This is a genomic window from Methanorbis rubei (assembly GCF_032714495.1).
GTDB lineage: Archaea > Halobacteriota > Methanomicrobia > Methanomicrobiales > Methanocorpusculaceae > Methanocorpusculum > Methanocorpusculum rubei.
Genome location: NZ_JAWDKB010000003.1, coordinates 105,235 through 129,659, shown reverse-complemented (window position 1 = coordinate 129,659; position 24,425 = coordinate 105,235). Strand labels below are relative to the sequence as shown.

Genomic DNA, 24,425 nt, shown 5'->3' with positions numbered 1-24,425 from the left:
CTCACTCCAATACACTACATTACCTGAGATTTCATCTCATTCTCGGTGAAAATTCCATGAAAAAAACTACTCTAATTGTTACCATCCTCGTCTGTGTCTTCGTACTGATGATCTACTGAGGGGGGGTGTATCTTTTCACCAGCGGGGATAGATGGCTTATAGTAACAGAAGCAGGTACTGCAACTCATCCTCCCAGTGATCTTTTAGTAGTGGTAAATCTCAGTGACGAAGATTTCTCGCAATATCCTGCATTACATGCTCTGATGCTCGACCCATCCCGCAGCCTTACTGTTTCTGATAACCGCATACTGAAACTGAAAATCTATCTTAATGGTGCCAGTGACGGAATTACCCCTCTCAGCGTCCATGATGCCGATGAAATTATGGAAAAATACGGCAGAACAAAAGTAAATCGCTGTATCTATTATAATGAAACATATTATCGGCTGATAAATCTTTATTCATAAATACTGATCATCTTTCGTGAGCACCACTTCACGTGAGTCCTGTCAAAAATAAAAATACTTCACTTATAGATATTTTTTCGGTGACCGATGTTGATGATAGTAACTATCACCTGTTCACGATCTATGGAGAGAACTATTCGATAATCACCGACCCTGAGTTTACGCAATCCGTCCATGTCGACCAGAGGTTCGGTATATCGCCAAGGATCCATAAGAATACTCTTGATTTTATCCCGGATCCGAAATGCAGTAGATATCTCAAGACTGTCCAAATATTTTACTGCTTGGGATGTATAAATGAGACGATATACGAATCTCATTCGATTTTAGCCTGAAGCATTGCGTCAACTTCTTCAGAGGTATAGTAATTCCCCGCTTCAACATCTGCCAATGCTGCAAGGATCTCCTGCCGTTCCTCTTCAGTGACATAGTTGTCTGCATCCATAAAGTAATCAAGGACTCGTGAGATGACATCCTCATAGCTCGTCCCCTCGTCCTCTCTGAGTTTGTCCAGTTTCCGCACAATTTCTGGGGGAAGAGTAATGGTGACCGCCTCAGTCATGATGATCTTATCTATGGATTGCTGAAATCAAATACATTGTGGCAGGTATCCAGCATCTCAGATGAAGTATCTCCGCTGCTATGATTTTCATTATATTCTGGACATGATTGGCAGCATAAACTCCATTTTCATCCTATCACACTTTGGCCAATTTACTTATATACTTTCAATCCCTTGATTAACAGAAACAGATATTTTTCATAAATATCACACCGGTTGAAAAATGCAGGAAAAACATAAGACCACACTCATCATCGCAGCAGTCGCAATTGCTGTAGTCCTCATCCTCTATGGATGTTTCACATTCGTCTCTAATGATGAAGGATTCATGATACACTCGTTTCCGACTCCGGGAGATGTTACCATCAAACAGATAACTGACGAAGACCTCGCCCGTCATCCTGCCCTCAAGCATTCTCTGGAAACCCTGGACCCTATCTTTGTCACAACCAATCCCTTTGCACTCATACGGTTCGGAGATCAGTGTGTGAATAAATCCGAATCGATTATGATTCAGAATGAGTTCGGCGTAATGTATTGGGAAGACGGAGCATCGAAACCATCATACCGCCGTCTTCTCTGGAACGACACATACTATGAACTGCAAGGATATATCACGTGAATTGTCGATGAAAAGAATCAGAGAAAACATTACAGCGAAGGTATCATGAAAAAAATATTCATTGGTATCATTGGCGTGATCGTTGTGGCACTCGCTGTTCTCGCCGCAGGTATCACATTAGTCTATGTGAGTGAAGGATTTGTGACACAGTCGTTTCCGGTTCCGGGAAATAATGTTACCATCAAAGAGATAACTGACGAGGATCTCGCCCGCCATCCTGCCCTCAAACATTCTCTGGAAACCCTGGACCCTATCTTCATCACAACCAATCCCTTTGCATTCATACGGTACAAAGACCAGTGTGTGAATAAATCCGAATCGATTATGATCTGGGATGAGTTCGGTGTACTGTATCCGGAAGACGGAGCATCGAAACTCTCATACCGCCGTCTTCTCTGGAACGACACGTACTATGAACTGCACCAGTTTGCCGCATGACCAGCTGCAAAATACAAACTTTCTTTCTTCTCCTATCACGGTTTGGCCAGTCTACACACGTAACTGACGAGAAAGAACAATTCATACGATGATTTACATGAATCGAAAAATCAGTTACCTCCTCCTCCTCACAGGAATCGTTTGCCTCCTCTTCACTGCGGGATGCGTACAGCTTAACGATGCAGCCCTCCTCATGGAGTTTACCGATCACGGAGACATCCAGACAAAAGATATCGCCTCTTGCGTAGTAGCCGAAGCACACCTGCTTGGTGTGAACTTTTCTGAAAGCGAGATAACCTCGCGGGCCGCAGGGGTTGCGGAGAAATATTCAAAATCCTACAACAAAGAAAGCGGCTGGTATGTGATCGACTGGAACGCATTCCATCTCTCCATCGGGCGGGCATATGATCTGACCGATGAAGAAATTCGTCGGTATATTCCTGCCTCAACCAGACCAAACGTCTATGGCTATCATAATCTTCCAGTCCCCGAAGGAATTTACAACGATGTCCTCGAGCCGGAACATAAAGTGATGGCATGATGTTTCTTTCCATTATTTCCCGAAAATTTTGTTTGCGACTCACCTGAATTGTCGATGAAAAAATCAGAGAAAACATTACAACTAAGGCATTATGAAAAAAATATTCATGGTTATCATTGGCGTGATCATTGTGGCACTCGCCATTCTCTCCGCAGGTTTTACCTTTTCTTATGCTGATGAAGGATTTGGCGTTCGTCAGCTCAGTTACACTCCCGGAAATACCTCCATGATTGTATCTGTTACTGATGACGATCTTGCCCGCCATCCTGCCCTGAAAACAGCTCTGGAAACATCCGGGACGATTGTTGTTACGGAAAATCCATTCGTCTGTTTCCGAGTCAGCGAACAATGTATAAATAAGTCAGAGGCAATGCTCATCGAAAAAGAGTTTAGTGAGTATTATCGGGATAGTGATTCAGGTACGATGAAATCCCGCTATCTCCAATGGAATGAAAATTATTATCGGGTTTATCATTTCTATGTTTGAGTGATGGATAATGGGGGAGAAAAAAAGGGAGAGTCAGGGACTTAAGCTCTGGAACATGATGGCGAAACGGGTGACAAGGGCCGCGAGGAGGACATAGCCAAGGACGATATGGACTAGAACGAATGCCATAGGAATGTAGTCCAGATTGCTAGTCGCAACATCAGTGATGCTGAAGACGATCAGATTGGATTGAATAAAAGCTGCGGCGGGGTCCACGATGGTTGTGTTGTTGAACATCAGTTCCTGAAACATTGGTTCTGCTCCTTGTCTGATGGTTGGGAGAAGTGGCACTACCCAGAGATAAAGTGCGGTGAAGAGCAGGTTTAAACCGACGAATGCACCTAATATGCGGGTTGTTTTGCTGCCGTAATCTGAAAGCCACCAGAATACCTTAACTGGAATATTGACGAATGGTCTTATTACCCGATCAAATTTGTATATCCATTTGTGTCCATCAAATTCACTTTGATAGTTAACTGTTATGTTTACCCCATTTTCATTGAAAGAGATTACTGCTGGTTTGGTATCTTTCTCTGATTTATCAGTATTTATGTCTTGAGGGAGTTTTTTTAGATGGATAGATTCAATGTAGATTATTATCTTGATTAGAAACCAGTAAATATGTGGATATTCATACCATTCCTCCCACTGTTTCTTTCTGATATTACGCTCCAAACGAGTGCGTAATTTGGGATCTATTCTAGCGACTGAAAGTCCAACCCCAGTAAAATCTGTGTCATCATCAACTATCTCATTCGGATCTCCGATGATCAAGGTTTCACTGTCGACAAAGGCATGGGTGAATATAGCTCCTTGTAAATATGTACCCACCAATTCTGCCCCTTCGAGATGTGCATATGAGAAATCTGCTCTCTCCGCGTGTGCCTTAGAAAGATCAACACTCTGTAATTCTGCATATGTCAAGTTAGTTTTCTTGAGAGAAGCACTATGTAATTTGGCATTTTTTAAATTTGCACAATTTAAATTTGCATCATCTAAGATGGATCTTTCAAGGGAAGCTCCCTCTAGATCAGCATCCCACATTTTTGCTTCAGTGAGATCCACCTCATTAAGTCCTGTTTTGCGGAGTTGCGCACACACTAGATCTGAATTTTGCATATGGGCACCCACCAACTCAGCATTGCATAGATTTGCCTCTCCAAATTTTGCTCCTCCCAGATGAGCATAATGGAGCTGTACTTTTTGAAGATCTTCTTCTTCGAAGTTCCCTTCTTCTAAATATGCCCCTATATCCAGTTTTTTGGAGCCCATATTTATCATATATTCACGATACCAACCATTCCACCCTTCAATATCTCCACCAGTAATGTGCCCTTTCAGTTTCTCGTAATGTTCCTGATTAGGCTTTCTTCTCTCTTCCCCTTTGTCCTTCATAAGTACTATCTGAAAGAAAACGATACTCTGACATAAATAAATATTGAATAAACTTTAGGTTTCTCTCTCTCTCTCTCTCTCTCTTTCTCCGAATTATTTCTCGCCATATCAGAAAATTTCCAACTTTCATATATACTCCTCAGAACAATAATTCAATAATTACCATCCACCCAAACATCGAAGAGTATTTCTGATCACCCAACCCATTTCATCAAAAGGACTACTGCATGAACACCAAAAAAAGCACCAGCACCGATTCAGCCCGCCTCGCTGTACTGGAACTCTCCCTCATCTACTTCATCCCGCTTCTCGCACTTGTCCTTCACTACATCGCCACGGCATTTTTTAAAATCCCGGGTATTGTTCTCGAGTACTCAGTCCTCTTTGGCTCGCTGCTCTTCAGCGTCCCTGCCTTCATTGTAGTAACACTCTTTCTCGTTCTTCCTGCTGACGGCGCAGTCCGATATGTCCGTGCCGCAAAGCCTGCGAAAAAATACATCCTTGCCGCAGTCTCCTCAATCGCCCTCGCGATCTATTTCGTACTGGGGAGCATTGCAGGCTACGGTTTCATCCTTCCCAATCTCTCAGGCATCGTATCAACAATAGTCTACGCGTTTCTTCCGTTTGTCCTCCTCCTCTTCATTCCTGTCTGGTTCACGATTCCTATCACAAAATCCTCCAGGCTTCCCAGATTTTTTGGCGTAATCTCTCCTCTCATCCTTCTTGCTGCTTTAATGTGTGGTCTTTTGGGTTTCGCGAACTTCTATTCCGGAGCTGGTGTCGGGTTTATGCTTCGGTGTCTTGGAGCAGTTGTTTGTACTGTCGCCGGAGTTTTTCTTATGATCCTTGCAGCCAACCATCCGGAAATTCCGGATGCAGAATAATTTTTTCAATGAAAATTACGCGACGAAATTTTTTGAAACGTGAATAATATTTTGCCAGAAAATATCGAATTGATTTTTTTGAAACTTCGACACGTGGCTACTCAAAGTAAAATCATCTACAGAAAAATTCCATGCATGAAATGAATAAAATCGGATTTGATATTATCTAATAATTTCTGCCCCATGGTTCTGGGCTTTAGTGGTGATGACGATACCGTCATCGCCGAGATACTCCTGAGTTGCTGTAACGATATCCTGATTGGACCGGTCGTAGACAGTGAACACGGTTGGTCCAAAGGAACTGAGACCGACCCCATAGGCTCCGGCATCCCGCATGGCGTTCATGAGGCCTGTGATCTCCGGCGGTTGAAGGGTGAGTTCGACTTTGTTGAAGCCGGTTGTCTGGATCTGATCAAGGACAAAACCGAAGGACTCGATGTCTTTTTCGAGCAGGAAGGGGATGAGGTTCATGAAGACGAGATGGGATACCTGTTCGACATCGTGCCTCGGGAGCGGGCAGTGGGTCTGGAAGATGTCGAGCTCTTCTTTGCCGCTGAAGCATGCCCCGCTGCCTGGTATTGCGAGGAGGACGCCCCAGTCTTCGGGAAATTCGTAGCGGCCGAGAAGGATGGGGGGTTTGGCGTCAGAGGCGGACGAGGGCATGAAGGTTTTCTTTTCTTTACAGCTGTGCCCCCCGTCGGCGATGAATCCTCCGTGGTCGAAGGCATGAACACCAATGCCTGAGGTTCCGCCGCGTCCGATGATAGTTGCAAGTTCTACGCTGGAGACGTTTTGTCCGATATGTTCGGTGATGAGTTTTCCGGCGGCCAAGGACATCTGGGTGCCGGAGCCAAGGCCTGAGTGAGCAGGATAGAGTTGATGAACGGTGAAGTGATAGCCTTCTTCGAGCGAGAAGTGGGAGATGATTTTTTCTGCGGCAGCGGTGACTTTTCCAATGCAGGCTGGCATCTCAAGACACTCGGGAATATTTTTGGCGAACTCGATGGTGGTGGCGTCAGATGGTTCTGCTTCGAGGATGAACTGCGGGCTTTCAAGAGTGAGTCCGATTCCTCCGTCGATTCGTGCGTAGGAGCCGTTCAGATCGATTAAGGCGATGTGCAGTCTGGATGGGGTTTTGATGAGCATGAGTTGTCTGCCTTTTGTCTGTGTTTGGTGGTTGGGGAGAGGTAATGAAGGTTGCGGGAAGTTTCCTGCATGGAGATTCGTGACAGATGCGTTTTTTATTGAATGCAGGTTCTGAGCCAAAATTAATCTGATTTTAGGTATAAACATCCCGCAGCACAATCCATATATAATATCCACCACCACATAACAATTGCAAAAGTCGGAAGTGAAATGCTGCAAAAGTCGGAAGTGAAATGCTGCAAAAGTCGGAAATAATTACTATCCAAAAAACTTATGACGCCAAAATATATTCCTCGAATTACTGATATCACTCTTAAAGAGGCTCTATCCACCTCCGGAGCAGTGCTTATCGAAGGGCCAAAATGGTGCGGAAAAACATGGACCGCAAACCATGCAGCAGCAAGTGTACTCTACTTGCAGGACCCTGACAAAACATCCTCATATCTTCAGATAGCTGACACCAAACCATCACTCCTTCTTGCGGGCGAAACCCCGCGTCTCATTGATGAATGGCAGATGGCACCAGTTCTCTGGGATGCAGTTCGTTTTTCAGTTGATCAACGGCAAAAAACCGGCCAGTTTATTTTGACCGGTTCTGCATCCCCACAGGACAATCTGGTTCAGCACACCGGAACTGGCAGAATATCTCGGATCTTCATGCGTCCGATGAGCCTGTTTGAATCTGGGGAATCAGATGGATCTGTCTCCCTCTCCTCCCTCTTTGCTGGAAATACAAACATTTCCGGCATATCCTCCCTTGATATCAGACAGCTTGCCTTCACCATTGCCCGCGGAGGTTGGCCTGCCTCGGTAACAGGTTCGGAAAAAACCGCATTGAAACGAGCTGTTGATTACACGGAAGCAGTAATCAACTATGACATTTCAAATGTTGACGGTGTGGAAAAAAATCCGATGCGTGTGCGGGCATTGCTGCGTTCACTCGCCCGAAATACAGGAACAATGGCGACAATAACAACCATAAAAAGTGATATGGCCACAGATGAAGAAAGCATCTCCGAAAAAACCATATCAGGATATATCAATGCTCTCAAACGTATTTTTGTGATTGAAGAACAACCTGCGTGGAGTCCTGCACTTCGATCGAAAACAGCCATCCGTACATCGTCGAAACGGCATTTTGTGGATCCTTCCATTGCAGCAGCGGTTCTAAGGGCAACCCCAAAACGACTTCTGGAAGATTTCAATACCTTTGGAATTTTGTTTGAATCATTGTGCATACGGGATCTCCGCATTTATGCATCAGCAATTGATGGAGAGGTGTTTCATTATCATGACAGAAATGATCTGGAAGCGGATGCCATCATCCAGCTGCGGGATGGCAGATGGGGTGCGGTTGAGGTAAAACTCGGATCACGTTCGATCGATGAAGCTGCAAAAAATCTCCAAAAGCTGCAAAGTAAAATCAATGCAGAGAAAATGTATGAGCCATCATTTTTGCTTGTACTTACAGATGGCGAGTTCGCCTATCGTCGTGATGATGGTGTATATGTAGTTCCAATTGGATGTCTGAAAGATTGAATAAGTAGACATCCCTTTTATTTTATCTGGACTGACAAAAAAACAAAAAAAAACAATGGACCGGGCGGAAATTGAATCCGCGGCCTCGTCAATGCCAATGACGCGATCTACCACTGATCTACCGGCCCAACCTAAATTGTGCTCTAATAAATTAGACCAGCGCGAATAAATAGATATTGCTTTCTTCCCGAAACCAAGAGCCATCAATTTATCGTATCAGCCGAAAAAAGATTACAGAGAAATGTTAGGAATCATCGGAGGAACCGCACTCCTTGCAGCAAAACTTCCGCCTCTGGAAAAGAAAACGGTCGCAACACCGTTTGGAAAAACCGAAGTACTCGCAGGCTCCTTCGTCTTCGTTCCAAGACATCAGAACAACACACCGCCGCACAACCTCAACCACAAAGCGCACCTTGCAGCCTGCAAAATACTCGGTGTTGATCGGCTTATCCTGATCGGCTCTACCGGCAGCATGAAAGAAACCATTCGCCCGGGCTCGATCGTCATCCCGGACGACTACTTCTGCCCCTGGGACATCCCAACCCTGCACAACAACAGCATCCATCACGTCCCCCCGTCCATGGACGCATGCCTTCGGCAGGCACTCGACAAAATCGTTCCCGATGCAGTTTCTGGGACCTACTTCCAGGCGCACGGCCCAAGATTTGAAACCCGTGCAGAAATTGCCTGCTATGCCTCGCACACCGACATAGTCGGCATGACCATTGCCAGCGAACTCACCCTCGCAAACGAACTCGGCATTCCGGTTGCCGCTCTCTGCACAGTTGACAACTACGCAAACGGCATTGGAGGCGCTGACGCGCCCGAGTACGACGAAATCGTCGCCGTCGCAAAACAGAACGGCGACCGAATCAGCAAAATCATCACCAACATTGTGGAGAAACTCGCATGACACAAACAGACACCGAAATCTTTGGAACCAAAACCCAGATCCTCATCAGAAACATCCGCCTTGACGGCAAACCGGCCGAGATCTATCTTGACGGAACCGGAAACATCGCAAGCGTCGGAGAAAAAATCAAAGATCATGACGCAGAGTTCATCATCGATGGAAACGGCGCAACCGCCCTTCCCGGCATGGTCAACATGCATGCCCACTCCCCGATGAGTCTCCTTCGCGGCTACTCGGATGACATGCCGCTCTTTGAGTGGCTGTCCACCAAAATCTGGCCGACCGAAGCCCACTTAACAGAATCAGACGTCTACTGGGGAGCAAAACTCGCCTGCCTTGAGATGATCCGAACAGGCACCACCACCTTCAACGACATGTACTTCATGATGAACAATGTCGCTGACGCTGTCGATGAAGCTGGCATTCGGGCATGCTTATCCTACTGCATGATCGACGGAGGAGATCATGAAAAGTTCGAGAAGGAGTGCTCGGTCATGGAAAAAACCGTCGCCACCCTCAAGGCTCGGGCCAACCCCCGCATCATCCCAGGCGTCTCCCCGCACGCAGTCTACACCGTTTCAGAAGAAGGACTCCGCTGGTGCGCTGAGTTCTCAGAACGGGAAAACATCCCGCTCCACATTCATGTGGACGAAACCGATGAAAATCCTGACTGTATCAAAGCTCACGGCATGCGGGTTGCCCAGTGGCTTGACCACTGCGGTGTTCTTTCAAATCGCTGCATCGCCGCCCACTGCTGCTGGCTTAATGCGGATGACATCGCCCTTTTCGCGGACCGCGGAGTCACCGTAGTTCACAATCCGGTCAGCAACATGAAACTCTCGATCGGTCGTGCCCTGCCGTACCCGGAGCTGAAAGCCGCAGGCGTCAACGTGGCTCTTGGAACGGACGGAGCCTCATCGAACAATGATCTCGACATGTTCGGCGAGATGAAGACCGCAGCAATTCTTCAGAAGTTCTCCTGGAATGACCCAACCATCATGCCGGCAGGAGAAGCTCTCACGATTGCGTCCCGAAACGGAGCAAAAGCCCTCGGCATAAATGCCGGAGTGATTGCTCCAGGATTCCTCGCAGACATCATCCTTGTCGGAAAGACGGTCACCACAACTCCTGCGTTCAACACTTCTTCGAATGCGGTCTACGCAACTTCCGGGCTTGCGGTTGATACAACGATTTGCGACGGAGTTGTCCTCATGCATGAAGGAGTTATTCCGGAGGCTGACGAGATTCTCAGAAGATCTGAGGAAGTTGCCTTCGACCTGGTCAGACGGGCAACCGCCTGATCTTTTTTTTTGATATATTATTATTGCCCATTACGTCCTGCCTCCCACGGAAAAACGGAACACACTGAGTTTCACAGAAAAACATCACGGAGCAGACGTGAACATCACGGAACTCCATTTAAAGTGGAATTTCCGTGTGGTCCGGCGAAGCAGTAAGCAGGCCGAAGGAATGCGTTCCGCTTTTCCGTGGGAGGCAGAAATTAATAGCCTGCCGAAGCGGTAATATAATTATCCAATACGGCAAACAGATTGTAGATTTCCCATTTTGCGAAATCTCTGGGGGCAACGTCTTGAAATATCATCTCTGGCATACCATCGTCTATAAAACAGCCAGACTCTGTGTAATCCCGATCGTCCGATTTGGTCTCTCCTACCGATACGAGAAGTGTGTGCAAAAAAGCAGCACTGCACTGATTTTCTGCAATCACACTACACTCTGGGATCATCTGCTGATTGGCGCTGCATGTCCGAAACACATGTACTTTGTTGCCGGAGAACATCTGTTTCGCAAACGCTGGCTCAGGATTTTGGCAAATGCTACGGTGAAACCGATCATCAGAAGGAAGGGTGTTCCGGCAACCGAGGTTGTGGAAACGATCAAGACGACGCTTGCCGAGGGAGCAAATGTATGGCTGTCGCCTGAAGGCGTCAGATCGATCAACGGCGAGACTGCATTCATCTCGCCGGCAACTGGGAAGCTGGTAAAGGAGAGCGGGGCTGGGCTCGTGACCTACCGGATTCACGGCGGTTATCTCCGCAGTCCGAGATGGGCTGCGGTGAAACGCAAAGGCCCGATGTACGGCGAGATGGTTGCCGAGTACACCAAAGAACAGATTGCTGAGATGAGTGTTGACGATCTGAACACAGCGATTCGCCGCGACCTGTATGTGAATGCGTTCAATGATCAAAAGGTCCGCCCCGGAGTCTACCGAGGCGAACGGCTGGCTGAGGATCTTGAGACGGTTCTTTACGTCTGTCCACACTGCCGCGAGATTGCAAAGCTTCGGAGTAAAGATGATCTTTTTTCCTGCGACTGCGGGTTTGCTGTCCGGTACAATGAGTATGGTTTGTTTGAGAACGCATCCGAGTATGCTATGCCGTTCGACAACATCGCCGACTGGGACAAGTGGCAGCGTGGATATTTACAGGAGTTGATTCCGACATTTTTGCAGACAACGCCAGCGACACCGATCGTTTCAGATGCGGACCAGAGGCTGTATAAAATTAAGGACGGCGAGGCTGAACATCTTGCAACCGGACGGTTTGCACTGTTTACAGACAGGTTTGAGTTCGGCGAAGGGGATGATGCACGGGTGTTTTTGTTTGAGGACATCGCAGGTTTTGCATTTTCCTTACAGATGAAGATCTTATTTTCCTGCAAAAATGGAACCTACTATGAGGTGCAGTCAGACTACCCGCGTTCTGCGATAAAATATATGGTACTGTACCGGTATCTGACCGGCAAACCCTGTTATTAAAAAAAATTATTTTTGGGAGAAGATTATTTTGAGGAGATCGGTCGATTGAACCGACCCGTACTCACCCTTCGCAGCAACCTCTTTCTCCGTGTACACCGACACGGAATCCTTCCCGCCAAGACCAAGCACCGCGAACGGCACCGCATCTCTCGTATGCGTCTTCTTCGCAATAGGCGTCGGATGATCCGGCATCAGCATCACACAGCCGTCGAAGTTGTCAAGAATGTAACCGACCGCCTCATCCAGCCGTTCGATTGCCTTGATCTTCTCCTCAACAGAACCAAGATGCCCTGCCTCGTCCGGTGCCTCAACGTGCATGTAGACGAAGTCTACATCGCCCTTCAGCGTTGCAACCGCAGCCTTTGCCTTGCCCATGTAATCCGTATCAAGATATCCTGTTGCGCCAGGAACTCTCACAATCTCCATGCCTGCGCAGCGGGCAATACCGAACAGCAGATCAACAGCGGAAATGACCGCACCTTTCTTACCGAACATCTCAGAGAATGCCGGCATCGCAGGTTTTGCTCCTCCGCTCCAGGGCCAGATCATGTTTGCCGGATTCTTTCCTGCGGCAACGCGTGCCTTGTTGATCGGATGGTTCGCGAACACATCATAGGAAATCACCATATAGCGGTGCAACACGTCCGCATCCTCACCAACCGGAAGATAAGGATCGATCACCTCAGCAACGATATCGTGCGGTGCTTTCGTAACAGAACCTTTGCCGCTCGGCAGCATCAGAACATTTCTGTAGGAGACTCCCGGATACAACTTCACATCAAAATCCTTCAGCCGCTCGGAGAGCGATGCGAACAGCTCCTTTCCTTCCGTACTGCTGATGTGGCCTGCCGAGAAGTCCTTCATCTTTCCCTTCTCGATTGTGACAAAGTTGCAGCGGTAGGCAAGATCGTTCGGACCGAATGGAACGCCCATGCTTATTGCTTCAAGAGCGCCGCGGCTTGTGTAATATTTTGCCGGATCATAGCCAAGGATCGACATGTTGGCAACGTCAGAGCCTGGCTCCTGCGAGTCAGGAACCGTACTCATCATGCCGCACTTCCCGTCTCTTGCGATGCGGTCCATGTTCGGTTTATGGGCGACCTCAAGCGGAGTCTTGCCTCCAAGCTCCGGAATCGGTTCGTCCGCCATACCGTCCCCAAGAATCAGAAGATATTTCATATTTTTGTCTGAATAGTATGGACCTCTCACGCTGATAAAATGAGTTGTCGAAGACTTCTTTGTTCAGAAAGTTTGAAACGCCCTGAATTTTACTTGGAGCAACCACGGAGCACACAGAAATATCACGGAGCTCCACTGAATGCACGGAGAACGCCTGCGGCGCCGGAATGCACGGAAATATTATTGAGACTTTGTATCAAGCCTCTGAATGAAAAGATGATATATTCTTAGATTTTCCGTGCATTCCGGTGCCGCAGGCGTCCTCCGTGCATTCTGTGGTTATTCCAAGAAAAACTGTGTCGAAGACTTCCACGCAACAAAATTCTCCTGCGGAAATGTAATTAGGGAAACGGGTCAATGAATAGCACAAACAATTTGGAACTCCCATGCATACCATCACACGACACATAACCGATCTCCTCCGCGGGGTTGCGATGGCAGTTGCTGACAGCGTGCCAGGCGTCTCCGGCGGAACGATTGCGTTCCTGCTCGGCTTTTATGAGAAATTCATCGGTTCGGCCAGTGACTTCCTTCTGGGAACGAACGAACAACGAAAAGCCGCGTTTCCCTTCCTCTTCAAACTCGGCGTCGGCTGGGTCGCAGGATTCTCGGTCTGTGTTCTGATTCTCTCAACTTTGTTTCACACGTATATCTATGAGATAAGTTCGGTGTTTATCGGTCTCACGCTGATTGCTGTGCCGATTGTGATCATGGAAGAGAAGAAGTACATGAAAGGCAAGTATCTGAATCTGATTTACACGGCGATTGGTATTGCGGTTGTGCCTCTTCTGATGATACTGAACCCTGCAACCGGAGGGAGCGGGGTTGATCTGACGCAGGCGTCCATTGGTCTTGCAATGTATCTTTTCATCGCGGCAATTATTGCGGTGTCTGCGCTTGTGCTTCCGGGAATTTCAGGCTCGACCCTTCTTCTTATCATGGGCCTCTACATTCCGCTGATCTCAGCGGTCAGTGCGGTGATGCATCTGAATTTTGCCTACGTTCCCATGCTGATTGCGTTCGGTCTTGGCATGATCGCAGGTCTTGCCATCAGCGCAAAGGTGATTATGTACTGTTTCGCCCGCTACCGATCGCAGACGATTTATCTCTGTCTCGGCCTTCTGGTCGGATCCTTATATGCGATTGTTCTTGGTGCAACAACGCTCTCTGAGCCGATGCCTGCGATGAGCTGGCAGACGTTCAATGTGGGCCTGTGTATTCTGGGCGCAGCAATTCTTGCGGCTCTTCAGATACTGAAGAAGCGTGCTGAGAAAAAAGCAGAACAGACTTAATAATTTTTTTTTGAAAATTTTTCGAGAGATTTTTTGGAGGAGGAGCTACGCGACAATGAATTTCATCGTTTGAGATTTTCTGTAGGTGGTCTCGCTTGGGGTAACCACGGAACACACGGAACACACGGAAAAAAACACAGAATACCGCTTCGCTTACGGAAAACACGGAAAATCTAATAGTATGGGTATGCGTATAGGTCACTGTTTTGAGATGCCAACTTCCTTAGGCTTTCCCGCGAAGCGGTAAGCAGGCCGAAGGCATGCGTTCCGTGTTTTCCGGCGCCGCAGGCGTTCTCCGTGTTTTTTTTTCTGTGGAATTCCGTGTGTTCAGTGTGTTCCGTGGTTGCTCCAAACAAAACCACATGCCACAGAATCACACCGCGTAACTCCTATTGAAAAAATTTCCGCAAAACAAAATAAAAAAATAATTTTTTTTCAAATCTGATCTCAAAAAAAAATTATTCATCCAGCGTCGCACGAATCGCACGGCGGACACTCTCTTCAGAAGTAATCCCCGGCATCCATCCGGTCGCCTTCAGCAGATCAACAGACAGCCGCATCATCGGAACATCACCGACCCATCCGCGGTCGCCGCCCGTGAACTTGAACGAAACATTTGCGAGGCCCATCTCCTCAACAATCAGCTCCGCAATCCGCCGCACACTCACCCAGTCCTCAGACCCGATATTAAACACATTAAAAGTTCCCGAGGAAACCGTCGGGGCATACACCATAGACGAAACACAATTCTCTACCGCAAGATAGGACTTACTCTGTCTGCCGTCACCGAGAATCTCCAGCTCCTTGGGATTCTGCTGAAGCTTCTGCACGAAATCATAAATCACCCCGTGCGTACTCCGTGAACCGATAATATTTGCAAACCGGTAAACCCACGCTTTCATCCCATACGTTGCCGCATACGCAGAGATCATCGCCTCGCACGCAAGCTTGCTTGCCCCATAGACCGAAATCGGCACCATGGGCGAATAATTCTCAGGCGTCGGAATAACATTCGCCTCGCCGTAAACCGTCGAAGTCGACGTGAACACAATCTCCTTCACATCATACTCCTTCATCGCCTCAAGCACGCGAACCGTCGCGGTCACATTATTATTGTACACCTCAAACGACTTTCTTGCTGAGCCACGCACGTCCGGGTCAGCCGCAATATGATACACGCGGTCAGCGCCCGTAAGAGCATCCTGCCAACCGTCTTCCAAAAGATCAGCATGGCGGAACTCCGTAAGAGCGCCAATATTTTCTTCAAGATTCATCATCCGGCCGGCAACCATCGAATCGATAACCGTAACCGTATCCCCGCGAGAAAGAAGAAGATCCACCAGATGCGAGCCGATAAAACCCGCTCCACCCGTAACAATACAGTGCATACAAAACTATTAGCACTCAGCAGAGATTAACTCCGCGCTTGTCCCGCAAACCAGCCGACCCCGTTGCCCACAAACGTGATGACCAAAAATGCCAGCGCATACCCGAGAGCCGAGACATTATAGTAGAGAAACACCGTCGGCAGAAACAATAGGGTCACCAGAAGAGGGAACACCAGATGAAACGCAGAGAAAAATCCGTAGAGAAATCCCAAAACAAAACAGATCAACGGCAGTAAAATTAACAGCAGCACAATAAAGTAGCCGGTGTCTTCCCCAAGAAGAGGAAGACCGTAAAAGGCAATCCCGCAGACAAATAGATACGGAAGCATCTGTCTGACTGCGGAAACAATTCCCATTGTTCACACTCTCGTGACAACAAGTCCGGTGTTGTCAACTTTTGTCTCGACCGCTATCTCAAGACCGAGCTGGGATACGATCGACTGCATATCGGCTGCGGTTTTTTCCGTGACCACGCAGATCGAAGGACCGACCGAACTCATTGCCACGAACTCGAGACCTGCGTTCCGCAGAGCATTCATGTGGCTGTAGAGAACGAAGGTGTGGTACTGGACTTCGGCACGTTTGGAACCGCGGAATTCGATCTCCCACATGATGTCGCCCATCTTTTTCAGATTGCTGCGTGCGAGTGAAGGGATCATATCCATCATCAGCATGTAGGCTTTGAGTTCGCGGTCGCGGTAGTCAAGGGTTCTCGCACGGTTCATGAGAAGCGTGAACTCTTCATGGCCGGCGTTCTCATCCTCTGCATGAATTCTTGGGATGAGGACGAAGACATTCTTGTCTTCGGCAAACGGGTGATTGTAGACACGGGTCAACCGGTCGCCGACGAAGGTCATGCCGCCGAAGATGCTGGCGGCTGAGCCGACGCCTGTTTCAAAACCGAACGCGACTTTGCCCTCTTCTTCGGTCTCTTCCACATAGTTGTGGCCGATGACCATCCGGACATCCTCGAGGCTTAAGGGGCAGCCGACCGCTTCGTTCATGGCGCTGACAACGGCTGTGGCGATTGTGCAGGTCGAGCCGAGGCCTACGTGCTCGCGGCCCTGGTCTGTGGTTTTGATTGCAAAGCCGCCGGTGTAACCGGTAACTGCTTTGAATGCTGCGACAAGGTGTTCGATGAGAAGTCTGCGGGGCGAGTCGATGATGACATCTTGGTCCGTGCAGGAGACGGTTGCTTCCGAGTAGATCTGGAGAGCAAATCCGAGTCCGCCGCCGCCGGGGGTTCCGGGGCTGAACCGGTTCATGTCAAGAACGGAGAGGTGGATGCGTGCTGGGGCACGGGCTATTATGGTGTCTCCTGTCAGGTATGGTTCTTTTGCAACGGTTACGTTACCGGTATGCAGGCATTCGCCCGGATAAAAAGAACTGAACTCATACTCAACGAGATCGAGATCTCCACCCCGAATCTTCATGATGGTCATAGTTTTCCGGATGTTATGTAGCGGTTGAAAAAATATAATGATTTGGGTTTTAGGGTTTTGCATTACTATTTTTGGGCCGCCCACGGAACGCATGTCTGCGACCTGCAATTCGTAGTTATTCCAAGCGAGACACCATCTCGAAGAGTCCCAGACTTTGGAACCAAACCGTTTTGAAAAAAATTGAAAAAAAAATATTTTTATTCTCTTCATCGAATTTTGGCGATGTCACTCTTCACTAAAAATCTGCCCTTCGAAGAGGAAGATGTTGCAGGAACTCTCCCGCCATGCTGACTGAGGAAGGCCGGCCTTGATGCAGGTCTGGCTGAGAAACTCTGCCGGTGTCCAGCCGTACTCGGTTGCAACCTGCGGCAATAGAAGCCCGCTTCTGCTGCCTGCCTTTGCAATCAGTCCGTGACGTCCGACCTCCACATGTTCAGGACGCTCTGTTGGACTGCAGATCAAAGCTTCGGGTGGCGTCAACACTGTCACCTCGATACTGATATTCTCAAGTTCCGAAGGCGAGACCGGCCGGAACCTTGGGTCCCGGACGGCTGCTGAAACCGCCGCATCCTCCAGAGCTTCGGAGAGCGGCATCACAGGATAGGGAATACCAATGCATCCGCGGAGATCGCCAAACTCACTCAACGTTACAAACACTCCGCGTTTTGCCGAGAATGCCGGGCGGTACTCTATCTCTTCCACCGGTTTTCGTTTCACGACCGCCTCGACAAGTGTTCTTGCCCGGGCAAGCGCGAACTCTCCGTCCTCGTCAGTTAGCAGGTTCATGATACTCATATTGTTTGGATGGGTTATCAATTCGCGTTCTCAGCATTGTGTCTTTATTCATGAATCCCCCACGGACCTGATGAATGAGCAAATCTTTCTACCGGTCGAAGTACGGACTCTTCCCTGTAACCGACAGCGGAATTCCGTAGGCAATGGTTGAGTGTGGAAGATGGCCGAGAACAAGAGCCGCACTGCCGGCAGAGAACATGATGCGGTTATCAACGTTGAGGATTGATGCGGTTTTTACCGCAGAGCCTACTGCTATGCCGAGGTCTGAAGATCTGATGGCACAGACCGGACCTTTGAAGAGGGTGTCGGTTGGTGCGATGCTGACGGCAGATTTCATTTCTGCACAGGTCGCATGACCGCATGCTCCACAGTTGAGACCAAGTGTGGAAAATCCGTCTGCACCGATAACGAGACAGACTTCGCTGTTCCGGATGTTTCCTGCGTCGCGGAAGAAAAATTTCATGCCGGTTGTTTCTGCAATCGCTTCCATTTCGATGGCAAGGGCTGCAAGCTGATCGCCCAGGAGAATTTTTATCTCGATGACGTCAGAGCCTTTCCCCTTGGGTGCCGTCCGTGCAGATATTGCCATGAGTTCTGCAGCGGTCATGAGTGCTGAAGAAAATTCCATGATACTGTGTATTGCGGTAACCGGTTATCTTTGTTCTGATGTCGCTCAAAAACCCATATAGCATCATTTGGTTTATTCCAGGTGCTGGCGAAGTACTTCGATTGAAAAAGAGAAGGAAAGTGGAAATATTACTCCCCACCCGATGCGAGAGGGAAGTAGTTCTGGTATGCTTTTCTGCGTTCGTCAAGGTCGGTGTGGATGTATATTTCAGTGGTCTGAATCGAGTTGTGACCGAGATTTTCCTGGACGACACGAAGATTGTGGGATCGTTTGTAGAGTTCGCTGGCGTAGCTATGTCGGATTTTATGCGGCGTTATGCCTGCGGGAGCGTGGAGGTTGAAGATGTGTTGAACGGTGCGGGGAGAGATTGCAGCCCCGCGGTTGCCAAGAAAGATCGGGCCTTCGATTTTTTCGTCCAGATGATCTCTGATCATTGCAAGGGTGTCAGGGTCGCAGAAGACGATTCTGATCTTTCCGCCTTTACCTCTGACACGAATGGTTTGCTCATTGAAGTTGATGTGTTCGGCTCGGAGGCCGCAAAGTTCGGAGACACGCATGCCGGTTGCGTAGATGGTTCTGATTAAGAGTGCGTCGCGGGGATTTTCAAGGGAGGCGATGAAGTTCATGACCTCTTTGTGTCTGAGATATTTGAGTTCGCGATCTTTGATTTTCGGCCGTTCGACACGGTCCATGGGGTTTGCGTCGACGATGTTCTGGGCGATTAAGTGTCGGTAGAAGGAGCTGATGGCCGAGTCGTACTGGTGCAGGCTTGCGGGGCTTAAGTGGCGTTCGTTGCGGATGATGGTGAAGAAGTCGCTGATTTCGTAGGCGTCAGCGTCAACATCAGCGCCCATGCCGTAGTCGGCGAGTGCTGCACCGTTTTCAGGAATTGCTCCGTCATGTTCAAGGAGGTAGGTTTTGTAGCGTGCGAAGAGTTTGAGGACGCGGCCGTAGGCTTCTATAGTATTCTCAGAGTAGTTTTTGGTTTCGATGCTGCTGAGGTAGCGAGGTATCCAGATGCTGAAGGTTCGTTTGGGCGGGGCCATGGTGCACTCGTTCAGATATTGGAGCTGTATGCAGATAATGTTTGCGCATAATGTCTATTATGCGCAATATTTTGAGGGTTTTTTGAGGTTTGAAATTACGGCAAATAGAGCTTTAAATAAGAAATAGATCGTTTTTATTGGGTTTTGTGGTTTTTGTTTCCGAGAGGATTTCGATGTTCGGAAAATATTCTGATGAGATTTGGTTGAGATGAAAAATGGGGGTTTTGAGGCCGAGGTGATCAGATATGATGAATCACCTTGGCGTGGGATCAAAACCGGCTTGAATAGCGTCTGTGAAGGTCGGATTTTTCCGGCATCGGGTAAAAATTCGTACAGGTTTCTTCGATGATGGATGTTGTGATGCTGATGAAAAAAAAATCCTGAGGGAGAAAATTTCTGTTGTGATATTGGGCGTGGCGAGGATCGTTAGGTTGTGTTGATTGGAGGATGGGAGAGGAGTGCGGTGGTAATGAAATGAGGTATTCAGTAAAAAAATTTTCAGGCATGTTGCATTGCGAATTTCGCAAGCGAGGACTCAACCCCAAGGATGCAAGTGGTTGAAACATCTGTTAGCAGAGTGAAAATCTGAAACAGTGACAGTGTGAATAAAAAAAATCGAAAATGGGAATATTTCATCCTGACGATCCCACGAAAAGATTTAGTCCGTTTTTTTCGGAAAAAAAGTAAGTGAGTAGGTGGCGAGTGGGCATGATGAGGAAAGAAAACCGCAAATCCACGCAAATCTCGCTCGCTGATGCTCGCTCCACAAATCGCATTTGCATTTCGTCGCTCTCATCCCGTCGGATTCCGGCGGGCTCGTTGCTATCGCAAACACGACGGCAAATGCTGGGCGGCGCCCGACAGGCGCCGCCATGGGTTGAATGGATTGCATCCGAAGCGTAGAACAATCTGAAAGTTTTCGACACAGTGACACACCATGAATATTACCGATAAACGATAGGCGGCGCCCGACAGGCGCCGTACAGCATTTGCCGTCGCGTTTGCGATAGCAACGAGCCCGCCGGAATCCGGCGGGATGAGAGCGACGAAATGCAAATGCGATTTGTGGAGCGAGCATCAGCGAGCGAGATTTGCGTGGATTTGCGGTTTTCTTTCATCATCATGCCCACTCGCCACCTACCCACTTACTTTTTCTCAAGAAAAAAAATCGACTAAATCTTTTTTGTGGAATCACCATGATGAAACATCCCAGCATTCGTTCGTGAGAGTGTCTCTCTGTATTTTATCTGCAATATCGCGTCTCAAAAAAAATCCCAAAAAAACCCCAACAAAAAAACATCATCCACCAGACTAACCTCACCCGCACATGAAATAAACCATATGATGCTATACAACATTTTCTCACAAAAACAACTCCCAAACCCTCAATACCAATCAACTCCCAATACACTCACAATGGACTCTGACCAGTACCCGACCATCCCAGGCGAAGACGACCGGACAGAAGAGATCAACAAATATCAGAAATTCAAAAAAGTTGACGGAGCAACCTATCGCAAAGTCAACGTCTTCCTCCGCAAACGCACCTACATCACCGCACGCGAATGGGCAATCGCTAGACTCTGCTCTGACTTCAAAACACCCTACGGCGCAGAAATGACCTTCATCGGCCAGCACCTCCCCGAACTCGTACCCTTCATGGAAGAAACCTACAGCCCGCAGGCAGTCAACCAGGCAAGAAACGCATTCAAACGAAAGGTACGAAAATCCGGAGCAACCTTCTTCTATGGAGCCATGTGCGGATTTTTCACCCTCGACGAACTTGACGACATCCTGTTTGAGTCCAGCGAGATCGCCAGATTCCTGCTTGAGATCGAAGGAACCTCACTCTCCATCGACGACGAACTCGACATCGAAGACAAAATCACCGAGATCATGCGAAAACTCGGCGAGTCTGCAAACGTCCTCCTCAACAGCCGCAAAGGAACAACTGTCGACGAAGACGATGATGACGACGACGATGAAGAATAACCCACTCTCTTTTCGACACGTATAATCTACACACCCGCCAATACTAATCCAAGGAAATTGGTATGGCACTTGCAAAACTCGAAAAACAGTACTTCGGCACCAACGGCGTCCGCGGCGTAACCGGCATCGACATGACGCCAACACTCGCACTCGAAATTGCAGAAGCATTTGGCACCATGCTTGGCCCAGGAAAAACCGTCGGTCTTGGCCGCGACACCCGCACATCAGGACCAGCACTCGCCGCAGCAGTTCGGGCAGGCCTTCTTACCTGCGGCTGCAATGTCATCGACTTTGACATCGTCCCAACGCCTTGCCTCCAGTACCTCGTCCTTGACCACCACCTCGATGGCGGCGTCATGATAACAGCATCCCACAACCCGCCAGAGTACAACGGCATCAAAATCGTCGAAGCTGACGGCACCGAGATGGGCGACGAACGAACCATCCAACTCGAACAGACCATGATTCACAAACAGTTTGTTGCCGCACCCTGGAACAAACTCGGCTCACTCTCGGCTGAACCTGACGCGCGTGAACTCTATATCAGTGCAATCGTTGCCCAGTTCCCAAAAGACTGCGGACGCGGCATCACCATCGCAGTCGATCCCGGAAACGGACCGGCGGGCGCAACAACTCCGGAAATTCTCCGAAGACTCGGCTGCACAGTTCACGTCATCAACGAACCCTTCGACGGAAACTTCCCGGGACGACTGCCCGAACCAACCGCCGAAGGACTCAAAGAACTCTCGGAACTTGTGGTCAAAACTGGAGCTGCGTTTGGCGTCTCCCATGACGGAGACGCGGATCGCGCCATATTCGTTGATGAACACGGCGTCTTCATGGACGGCAACATCACCTTCGGACTCGTCGCCTCCTACTTTTGCCGCAAAAATCCAGGAGGTGTTGTCGTCACTCCGGTCAGCACCTCAGGCGTCGTTGAAGCGGTCGCAGAAACCTGCGGATGCAGCACGAGTTACACGGTTGTCGGCAGCATTTACGCAGCCCGAACCATGCGTGCGCTCATCGAAGAAGGAAAGCCGGTCATCATTGGCGGCGAAGGAAACGGCGGGATCATCTACCCGAACCATCAGTTCTGTCGTGACGGCGCAATGACTGCGGCAACCATGCTCGACCTTGTTGCCGAACGAAAACAACCGCTCTCATCACTCATCGCAGAGCTGCCGGTCTTTACCATGTATCAGGAGAAGAGAAAGACCAAACGTGCCGCGGAAATAACCGAACACATGAAAAAATACTTTGCAAACTGCCCGATCGATGCCCGCGACGGCATCCGCATCAATCGTGGAGGTGCATGGGCATTGATTAGGCCGTCAGGAACTGAGCCGCTCGTTCGCGTCTACACCGAATCCAAAGACCCGTCAGAAGCAAAGCAGCTCATGGACGAAATACTCGGAGAGATCTCCGGTTATCTCGAATAACTTTTTTTTCAACAACAATACTACTAATACGAAAAAACGCAAAAGAGATAGCTATGAAGATTATGGGATGTTCTGGCAGAACAGTCAGACTCACCGCAGTACTTGCTCTCCTCTGCGTCGCGTTCTGTGTTTGTGCAGGATGCGTTGGCGTGGCAAACCCGACGCCGAATCAGGCTATGGTCCGGGAAAATCTCATTTTTATGGATCCTGACTATGTGGACGCCGAGTTTGTCTGGAATCTCCTCTTAAACCCGAATGCATATGATGCTGAGCTGATTGCGGCTGTTGACAAGTATATGCCTGCCGAAAATCCGGTGATTGAGTTAGGCGCAGGAGTCGGGGTTCTGTCTACGTACATGAATGATCGTCTGATACTGCCGATACATCAGGTCTCGGTCGAGCCAAATCCGTATCTGCAGTCATCCTTAAACGAGACGAAGGCGGTCAACACGGCAGGGTTTACGATTGTGCCAAAGGCGATCGCGTACGGCTCGCCAAACGTTACGTTTTCGGTAGGTTCGAATATTGTGAGGAACAGAATCACCGACAACTCGGTCTTTGTGGAGACGGTGACGGTTCCGACAACGACCGTGCAGCAGCTTGCATCGGATGCAAAGTTTTCGAGTAACATTACTTTGGTCATGAATATTGCCGGATACGAACATGATGTTGCCCAAAGAGAGCCGGATTTCCTGAAGAATAATGTTTCAACAATAATTTCTGCGGTCTACACGACAGGGAAAAATACTCCTGATACTTTTGCCGAGCGGATAAAGTATCTCGGCTTTGCGGAGAAGAGCAGAATTTATGATGAGACAACCGGTTACACGGTGATGGCGTTCCAGAAGCCATAATATTTTTTTTGAAACGCGAATCGCATGCCTGCGGCCTGCTCACCGCTTCGCGGAATAACGCGAATAGCGCGAATAAAAAAATCGCCAATGGCGATTTTTCAAAAAAAATAATTTGTGTTTTTTTGAATGGATGGGTCCAAAATAAATAATTTTAATTAATCTGTAAAAATCGCCATTGGCGATTTTTTTATTCGCGCTATTCGCGTTTCGAAAGATTTTATTCTGAATCGAAAACATTTTTCAAAAGAGCTTTTTCAAAACGTGGGGTCGGTGAGATTTGAACTCACGATCGACGGGTCTCTCCGACAAGCGAACATGAGGAGAACAGATTTTGCATCAGTGCTCCAACGGGTCATCATCTATCAATCAGTAGACCCGATAGTTCATCATACGCTAAGACCGCTGGAGCCCATCGCCATTCCGGACTAGGCCACGACCCCCATCGTTTGCGTAATTAATGTCTATGTCTACTCATTTAAGGATTGCGATTATTTCGACTTTCCCCATAAATTCGTTTATTGGCAAACACTGTCCGATATTGTTTGTTGCTCCGCCCACGGAAAAACGGAACACACGGAAATATCACAGAAAAACATC

At 48.5% G+C, this 24,425-nt stretch carries 25 protein-coding genes and 2 tRNA genes; 14 read left to right on the top strand and 13 right to left on the bottom strand.

Going from position 1 to position 24,425, the window contains the following annotated elements:
- Positions 1-125 precede the first annotated feature (125 nt).
- Entirely contained in the window at positions 126-467 is a 342-nt protein-coding gene (locus McpCs1_RS04145; RefSeq protein ID WP_338095996.1) for a hypothetical protein, read from the top strand.
- 59 nt (positions 468-526) lie between these two features.
- On the opposite strand, the gene McpCs1_RS09315 is transcribed toward McpCs1_RS04145, so the two are convergent.
- Positions 527-787, bottom strand: a complete 261-nt coding sequence (locus tag McpCs1_RS09315) for a type II toxin-antitoxin system RelE family toxin (protein ID WP_420847064.1) — start codon at positions 785-787, stop codon at positions 527-529.
- Positions 784-1,029, bottom strand: coding sequence for a ribbon-helix-helix protein, CopG family (locus tag McpCs1_RS04140; RefSeq protein ID WP_338095995.1), 246 nt, complete (start codon positions 1,027-1,029; stop codon positions 784-786). The genes McpCs1_RS09315 and McpCs1_RS04140 overlap by 4 nt, the downstream gene beginning before the upstream one ends.
- 223 nt (positions 1,030-1,252) lie before the next feature.
- Between McpCs1_RS04140 and McpCs1_RS04135 the strand changes: the two genes are divergently transcribed.
- The 4 genes from McpCs1_RS04135 to McpCs1_RS04120 all read left to right on the top strand — a co-directional run bounded on the left by McpCs1_RS04135 (position 1,253) and on the right by McpCs1_RS04120 (position 3,117).
- Entirely contained in the window at positions 1,253-1,651 is a 399-nt protein-coding gene (locus tag McpCs1_RS04135) for a hypothetical protein (protein WP_338095994.1), read from the top strand.
- Positions 1,652-1,696: 45 nt separating this feature from the next.
- Complete coding sequence (locus McpCs1_RS04130) at positions 1,697-2,089, top strand: hypothetical protein (protein WP_338095993.1); 393 nt, start codon at positions 1,697-1,699, stop codon at positions 2,087-2,089.
- A 97-nt stretch (positions 2,090-2,186) separates the two neighbouring features.
- On the top strand, positions 2,187-2,630 hold the full coding sequence (locus tag McpCs1_RS04125) for a hypothetical protein (RefSeq protein WP_338095992.1): 444 nt from the start codon (positions 2,187-2,189) through the stop codon (positions 2,628-2,630).
- A 106-nt stretch (positions 2,631-2,736) separates the two neighbouring features.
- A complete protein-coding gene (locus tag McpCs1_RS04120; RefSeq protein ID WP_338095991.1) occupies positions 2,737-3,117 on the top strand; it encodes a hypothetical protein in 381 nt (126 codons plus the stop codon).
- A gap of 33 nt (positions 3,118-3,150) precedes the next feature.
- Here the strand turns inward: McpCs1_RS04120 and McpCs1_RS04115 are convergent, their stop codons facing one another.
- On the bottom strand, positions 3,151-4,512 hold the full coding sequence (locus McpCs1_RS04115) for a pentapeptide repeat-containing protein (RefSeq protein ID WP_338095990.1): 1,362 nt from the start codon (positions 4,510-4,512) through the stop codon (positions 3,151-3,153).
- A gap of 227 nt (positions 4,513-4,739) precedes the next feature.
- On the opposite strand from McpCs1_RS04115, the gene McpCs1_RS04110 reads away from it, so the two are divergent.
- Positions 4,740-5,396 (top strand): hypothetical protein, encoded by a 657-nt coding sequence (locus tag McpCs1_RS04110; RefSeq protein ID WP_338095989.1) that lies wholly within the window; start codon positions 4,740-4,742, stop codon positions 5,394-5,396.
- A 162-nt stretch (positions 5,397-5,558) separates the two neighbouring features.
- Here McpCs1_RS04110 and McpCs1_RS04105 read toward each other — a convergent pair whose 3' ends face one another.
- A complete protein-coding gene (locus tag McpCs1_RS04105) occupies positions 5,559-6,542 on the bottom strand; it encodes a beta-ribofuranosylaminobenzene 5'-phosphate synthase (RefSeq protein ID WP_338095988.1) in 984 nt (327 codons plus the stop codon).
- Positions 6,543-6,815: 273 nt separating this feature from the next.
- Here McpCs1_RS04105 and McpCs1_RS04100 point away from each other — a divergent pair, with 273 nt between their 5' ends.
- Positions 6,816-8,081 carry an ATP-binding protein gene (locus tag McpCs1_RS04100; protein WP_338095987.1) on the top strand — a complete coding sequence of 422 codons (1,266 nt, stop codon included), beginning with the start codon at positions 6,816-6,818 and terminating at the stop codon, positions 8,079-8,081.
- Positions 8,082-8,137: 56 nt separating this feature from the next.
- Here the strand turns inward: McpCs1_RS04100 and McpCs1_RS04095 are convergent.
- A tRNA-Ala gene (locus McpCs1_RS04095) sits at positions 8,138-8,209 on the bottom strand.
- Between the two features lie 113 nt (positions 8,210-8,322).
- Here McpCs1_RS04095 and McpCs1_RS04090 point away from each other — a divergent pair.
- From McpCs1_RS04090 to McpCs1_RS04080, 3 genes are all read left to right on the top strand, one after another.
- Complete coding sequence (locus McpCs1_RS04090; protein WP_338095986.1) at positions 8,323-8,994, top strand: MTAP family purine nucleoside phosphorylase; 672 nt, start codon at positions 8,323-8,325, stop codon at positions 8,992-8,994.
- Entirely contained in the window at positions 8,991-10,295 is a 1,305-nt protein-coding gene (locus tag McpCs1_RS04085; protein ID WP_338095985.1) for an amidohydrolase, read from the top strand. Before McpCs1_RS04090 ends, McpCs1_RS04085 begins: the two co-directional genes overlap by 4 nt.
- Before the next feature lie 290 nt (positions 10,296-10,585).
- Complete coding sequence (locus McpCs1_RS04080; protein ID WP_338095984.1) at positions 10,586-11,773, top strand: lysophospholipid acyltransferase family protein; 1,188 nt, start codon at positions 10,586-10,588, stop codon at positions 11,771-11,773.
- 6 nt (positions 11,774-11,779) lie between these two features.
- Here the strand turns inward: McpCs1_RS04080 and McpCs1_RS04075 are convergent, their stop codons facing one another.
- A complete protein-coding gene (locus McpCs1_RS04075) occupies positions 11,780-12,952 on the bottom strand; it encodes a cofactor-independent phosphoglycerate mutase (protein ID WP_338095983.1) in 1,173 nt (390 codons plus the stop codon).
- A gap of 386 nt (positions 12,953-13,338) precedes the next feature.
- Between McpCs1_RS04075 and McpCs1_RS04070 the strand changes: the two genes are divergently transcribed.
- The gene (locus McpCs1_RS04070) at positions 13,339-14,244 is read left to right on the top strand and encodes a DUF368 domain-containing protein (RefSeq protein WP_338095982.1); all 906 of its coding nucleotides are present in this window, start codon (positions 13,339-13,341) and stop codon (positions 14,242-14,244) included.
- 458 nt (positions 14,245-14,702) lie between these two features.
- Here the strand turns inward: McpCs1_RS04070 and McpCs1_RS04065 are convergent, their stop codons facing one another.
- The 6 genes from McpCs1_RS04065 to xerA form a co-directional block, all read right to left on the bottom strand.
- Positions 14,703-15,632 (bottom strand): NAD-dependent epimerase/dehydratase family protein, encoded by a 930-nt coding sequence (locus McpCs1_RS04065; protein WP_338095981.1) that lies wholly within the window; start codon positions 15,630-15,632, stop codon positions 14,703-14,705.
- A gap of 26 nt (positions 15,633-15,658) precedes the next feature.
- On the bottom strand, positions 15,659-15,988 hold the full coding sequence (locus tag McpCs1_RS04060; RefSeq protein ID WP_338095980.1) for a hypothetical protein: 330 nt from the start codon (positions 15,986-15,988) through the stop codon (positions 15,659-15,661).
- A gap of 3 nt (positions 15,989-15,991) precedes the next feature.
- Positions 15,992-17,074: a GHMP family kinase ATP-binding protein gene (locus McpCs1_RS04055; RefSeq protein ID WP_420847063.1), complete on the bottom strand. Its 1,083-nt coding sequence runs from the start codon at positions 17,072-17,074 to the stop codon at positions 15,992-15,994.
- Positions 17,075-17,299: 225 nt separating this feature from the next.
- Positions 17,300-17,860, bottom strand: coding sequence for a TIGR00296 family protein (locus tag McpCs1_RS04050; protein ID WP_338095978.1), 561 nt, complete (start codon positions 17,858-17,860; stop codon positions 17,300-17,302).
- Between the two features lie 97 nt (positions 17,861-17,957).
- The gene (locus McpCs1_RS04045) at positions 17,958-18,497 is read right to left on the bottom strand and encodes a ferredoxin domain-containing protein (RefSeq protein ID WP_338095977.1); all 540 of its coding nucleotides are present in this window, start codon (positions 18,495-18,497) and stop codon (positions 17,958-17,960) included.
- Between the two features lie 128 nt (positions 18,498-18,625).
- Positions 18,626-19,543, bottom strand: a complete 918-nt coding sequence (xerA, locus tag McpCs1_RS04040) for a site-specific tyrosine recombinase/integron integrase (RefSeq protein ID WP_338095976.1) — start codon at positions 19,541-19,543, stop codon at positions 18,626-18,628.
- A gap of 1,416 nt (positions 19,544-20,959) precedes the next feature.
- Between xerA and McpCs1_RS04035 the strand changes: the two genes are divergently transcribed.
- The 3 genes from McpCs1_RS04035 to McpCs1_RS04025 all read left to right on the top strand — a co-directional run bounded on the left by McpCs1_RS04035 (position 20,960) and on the right by McpCs1_RS04025 (position 23,828).
- Positions 20,960-21,535: a DUF5806 family protein gene (locus tag McpCs1_RS04035; RefSeq protein WP_338095975.1), complete on the top strand. Its 576-nt coding sequence runs from the start codon at positions 20,960-20,962 to the stop codon at positions 21,533-21,535.
- A gap of 62 nt (positions 21,536-21,597) precedes the next feature.
- Positions 21,598-22,974 (top strand): phosphoglucosamine mutase, encoded by a 1,377-nt coding sequence (gene glmM, locus McpCs1_RS04030; protein ID WP_338095974.1) that lies wholly within the window; start codon positions 21,598-21,600, stop codon positions 22,972-22,974.
- Between the two features lie 53 nt (positions 22,975-23,027).
- Positions 23,028-23,828: a hypothetical protein gene (locus McpCs1_RS04025; RefSeq protein ID WP_338095973.1), complete on the top strand. Its 801-nt coding sequence runs from the start codon at positions 23,028-23,030 to the stop codon at positions 23,826-23,828.
- Between the two features lie 262 nt (positions 23,829-24,090).
- On the opposite strand, the gene McpCs1_RS04020 is transcribed toward McpCs1_RS04025, so the two are convergent.
- Positions 24,091-24,268 (bottom strand) — tRNA-Trp (locus McpCs1_RS04020).
- Between the last annotated feature and the right edge of the window lie 157 nt (positions 24,269-24,425).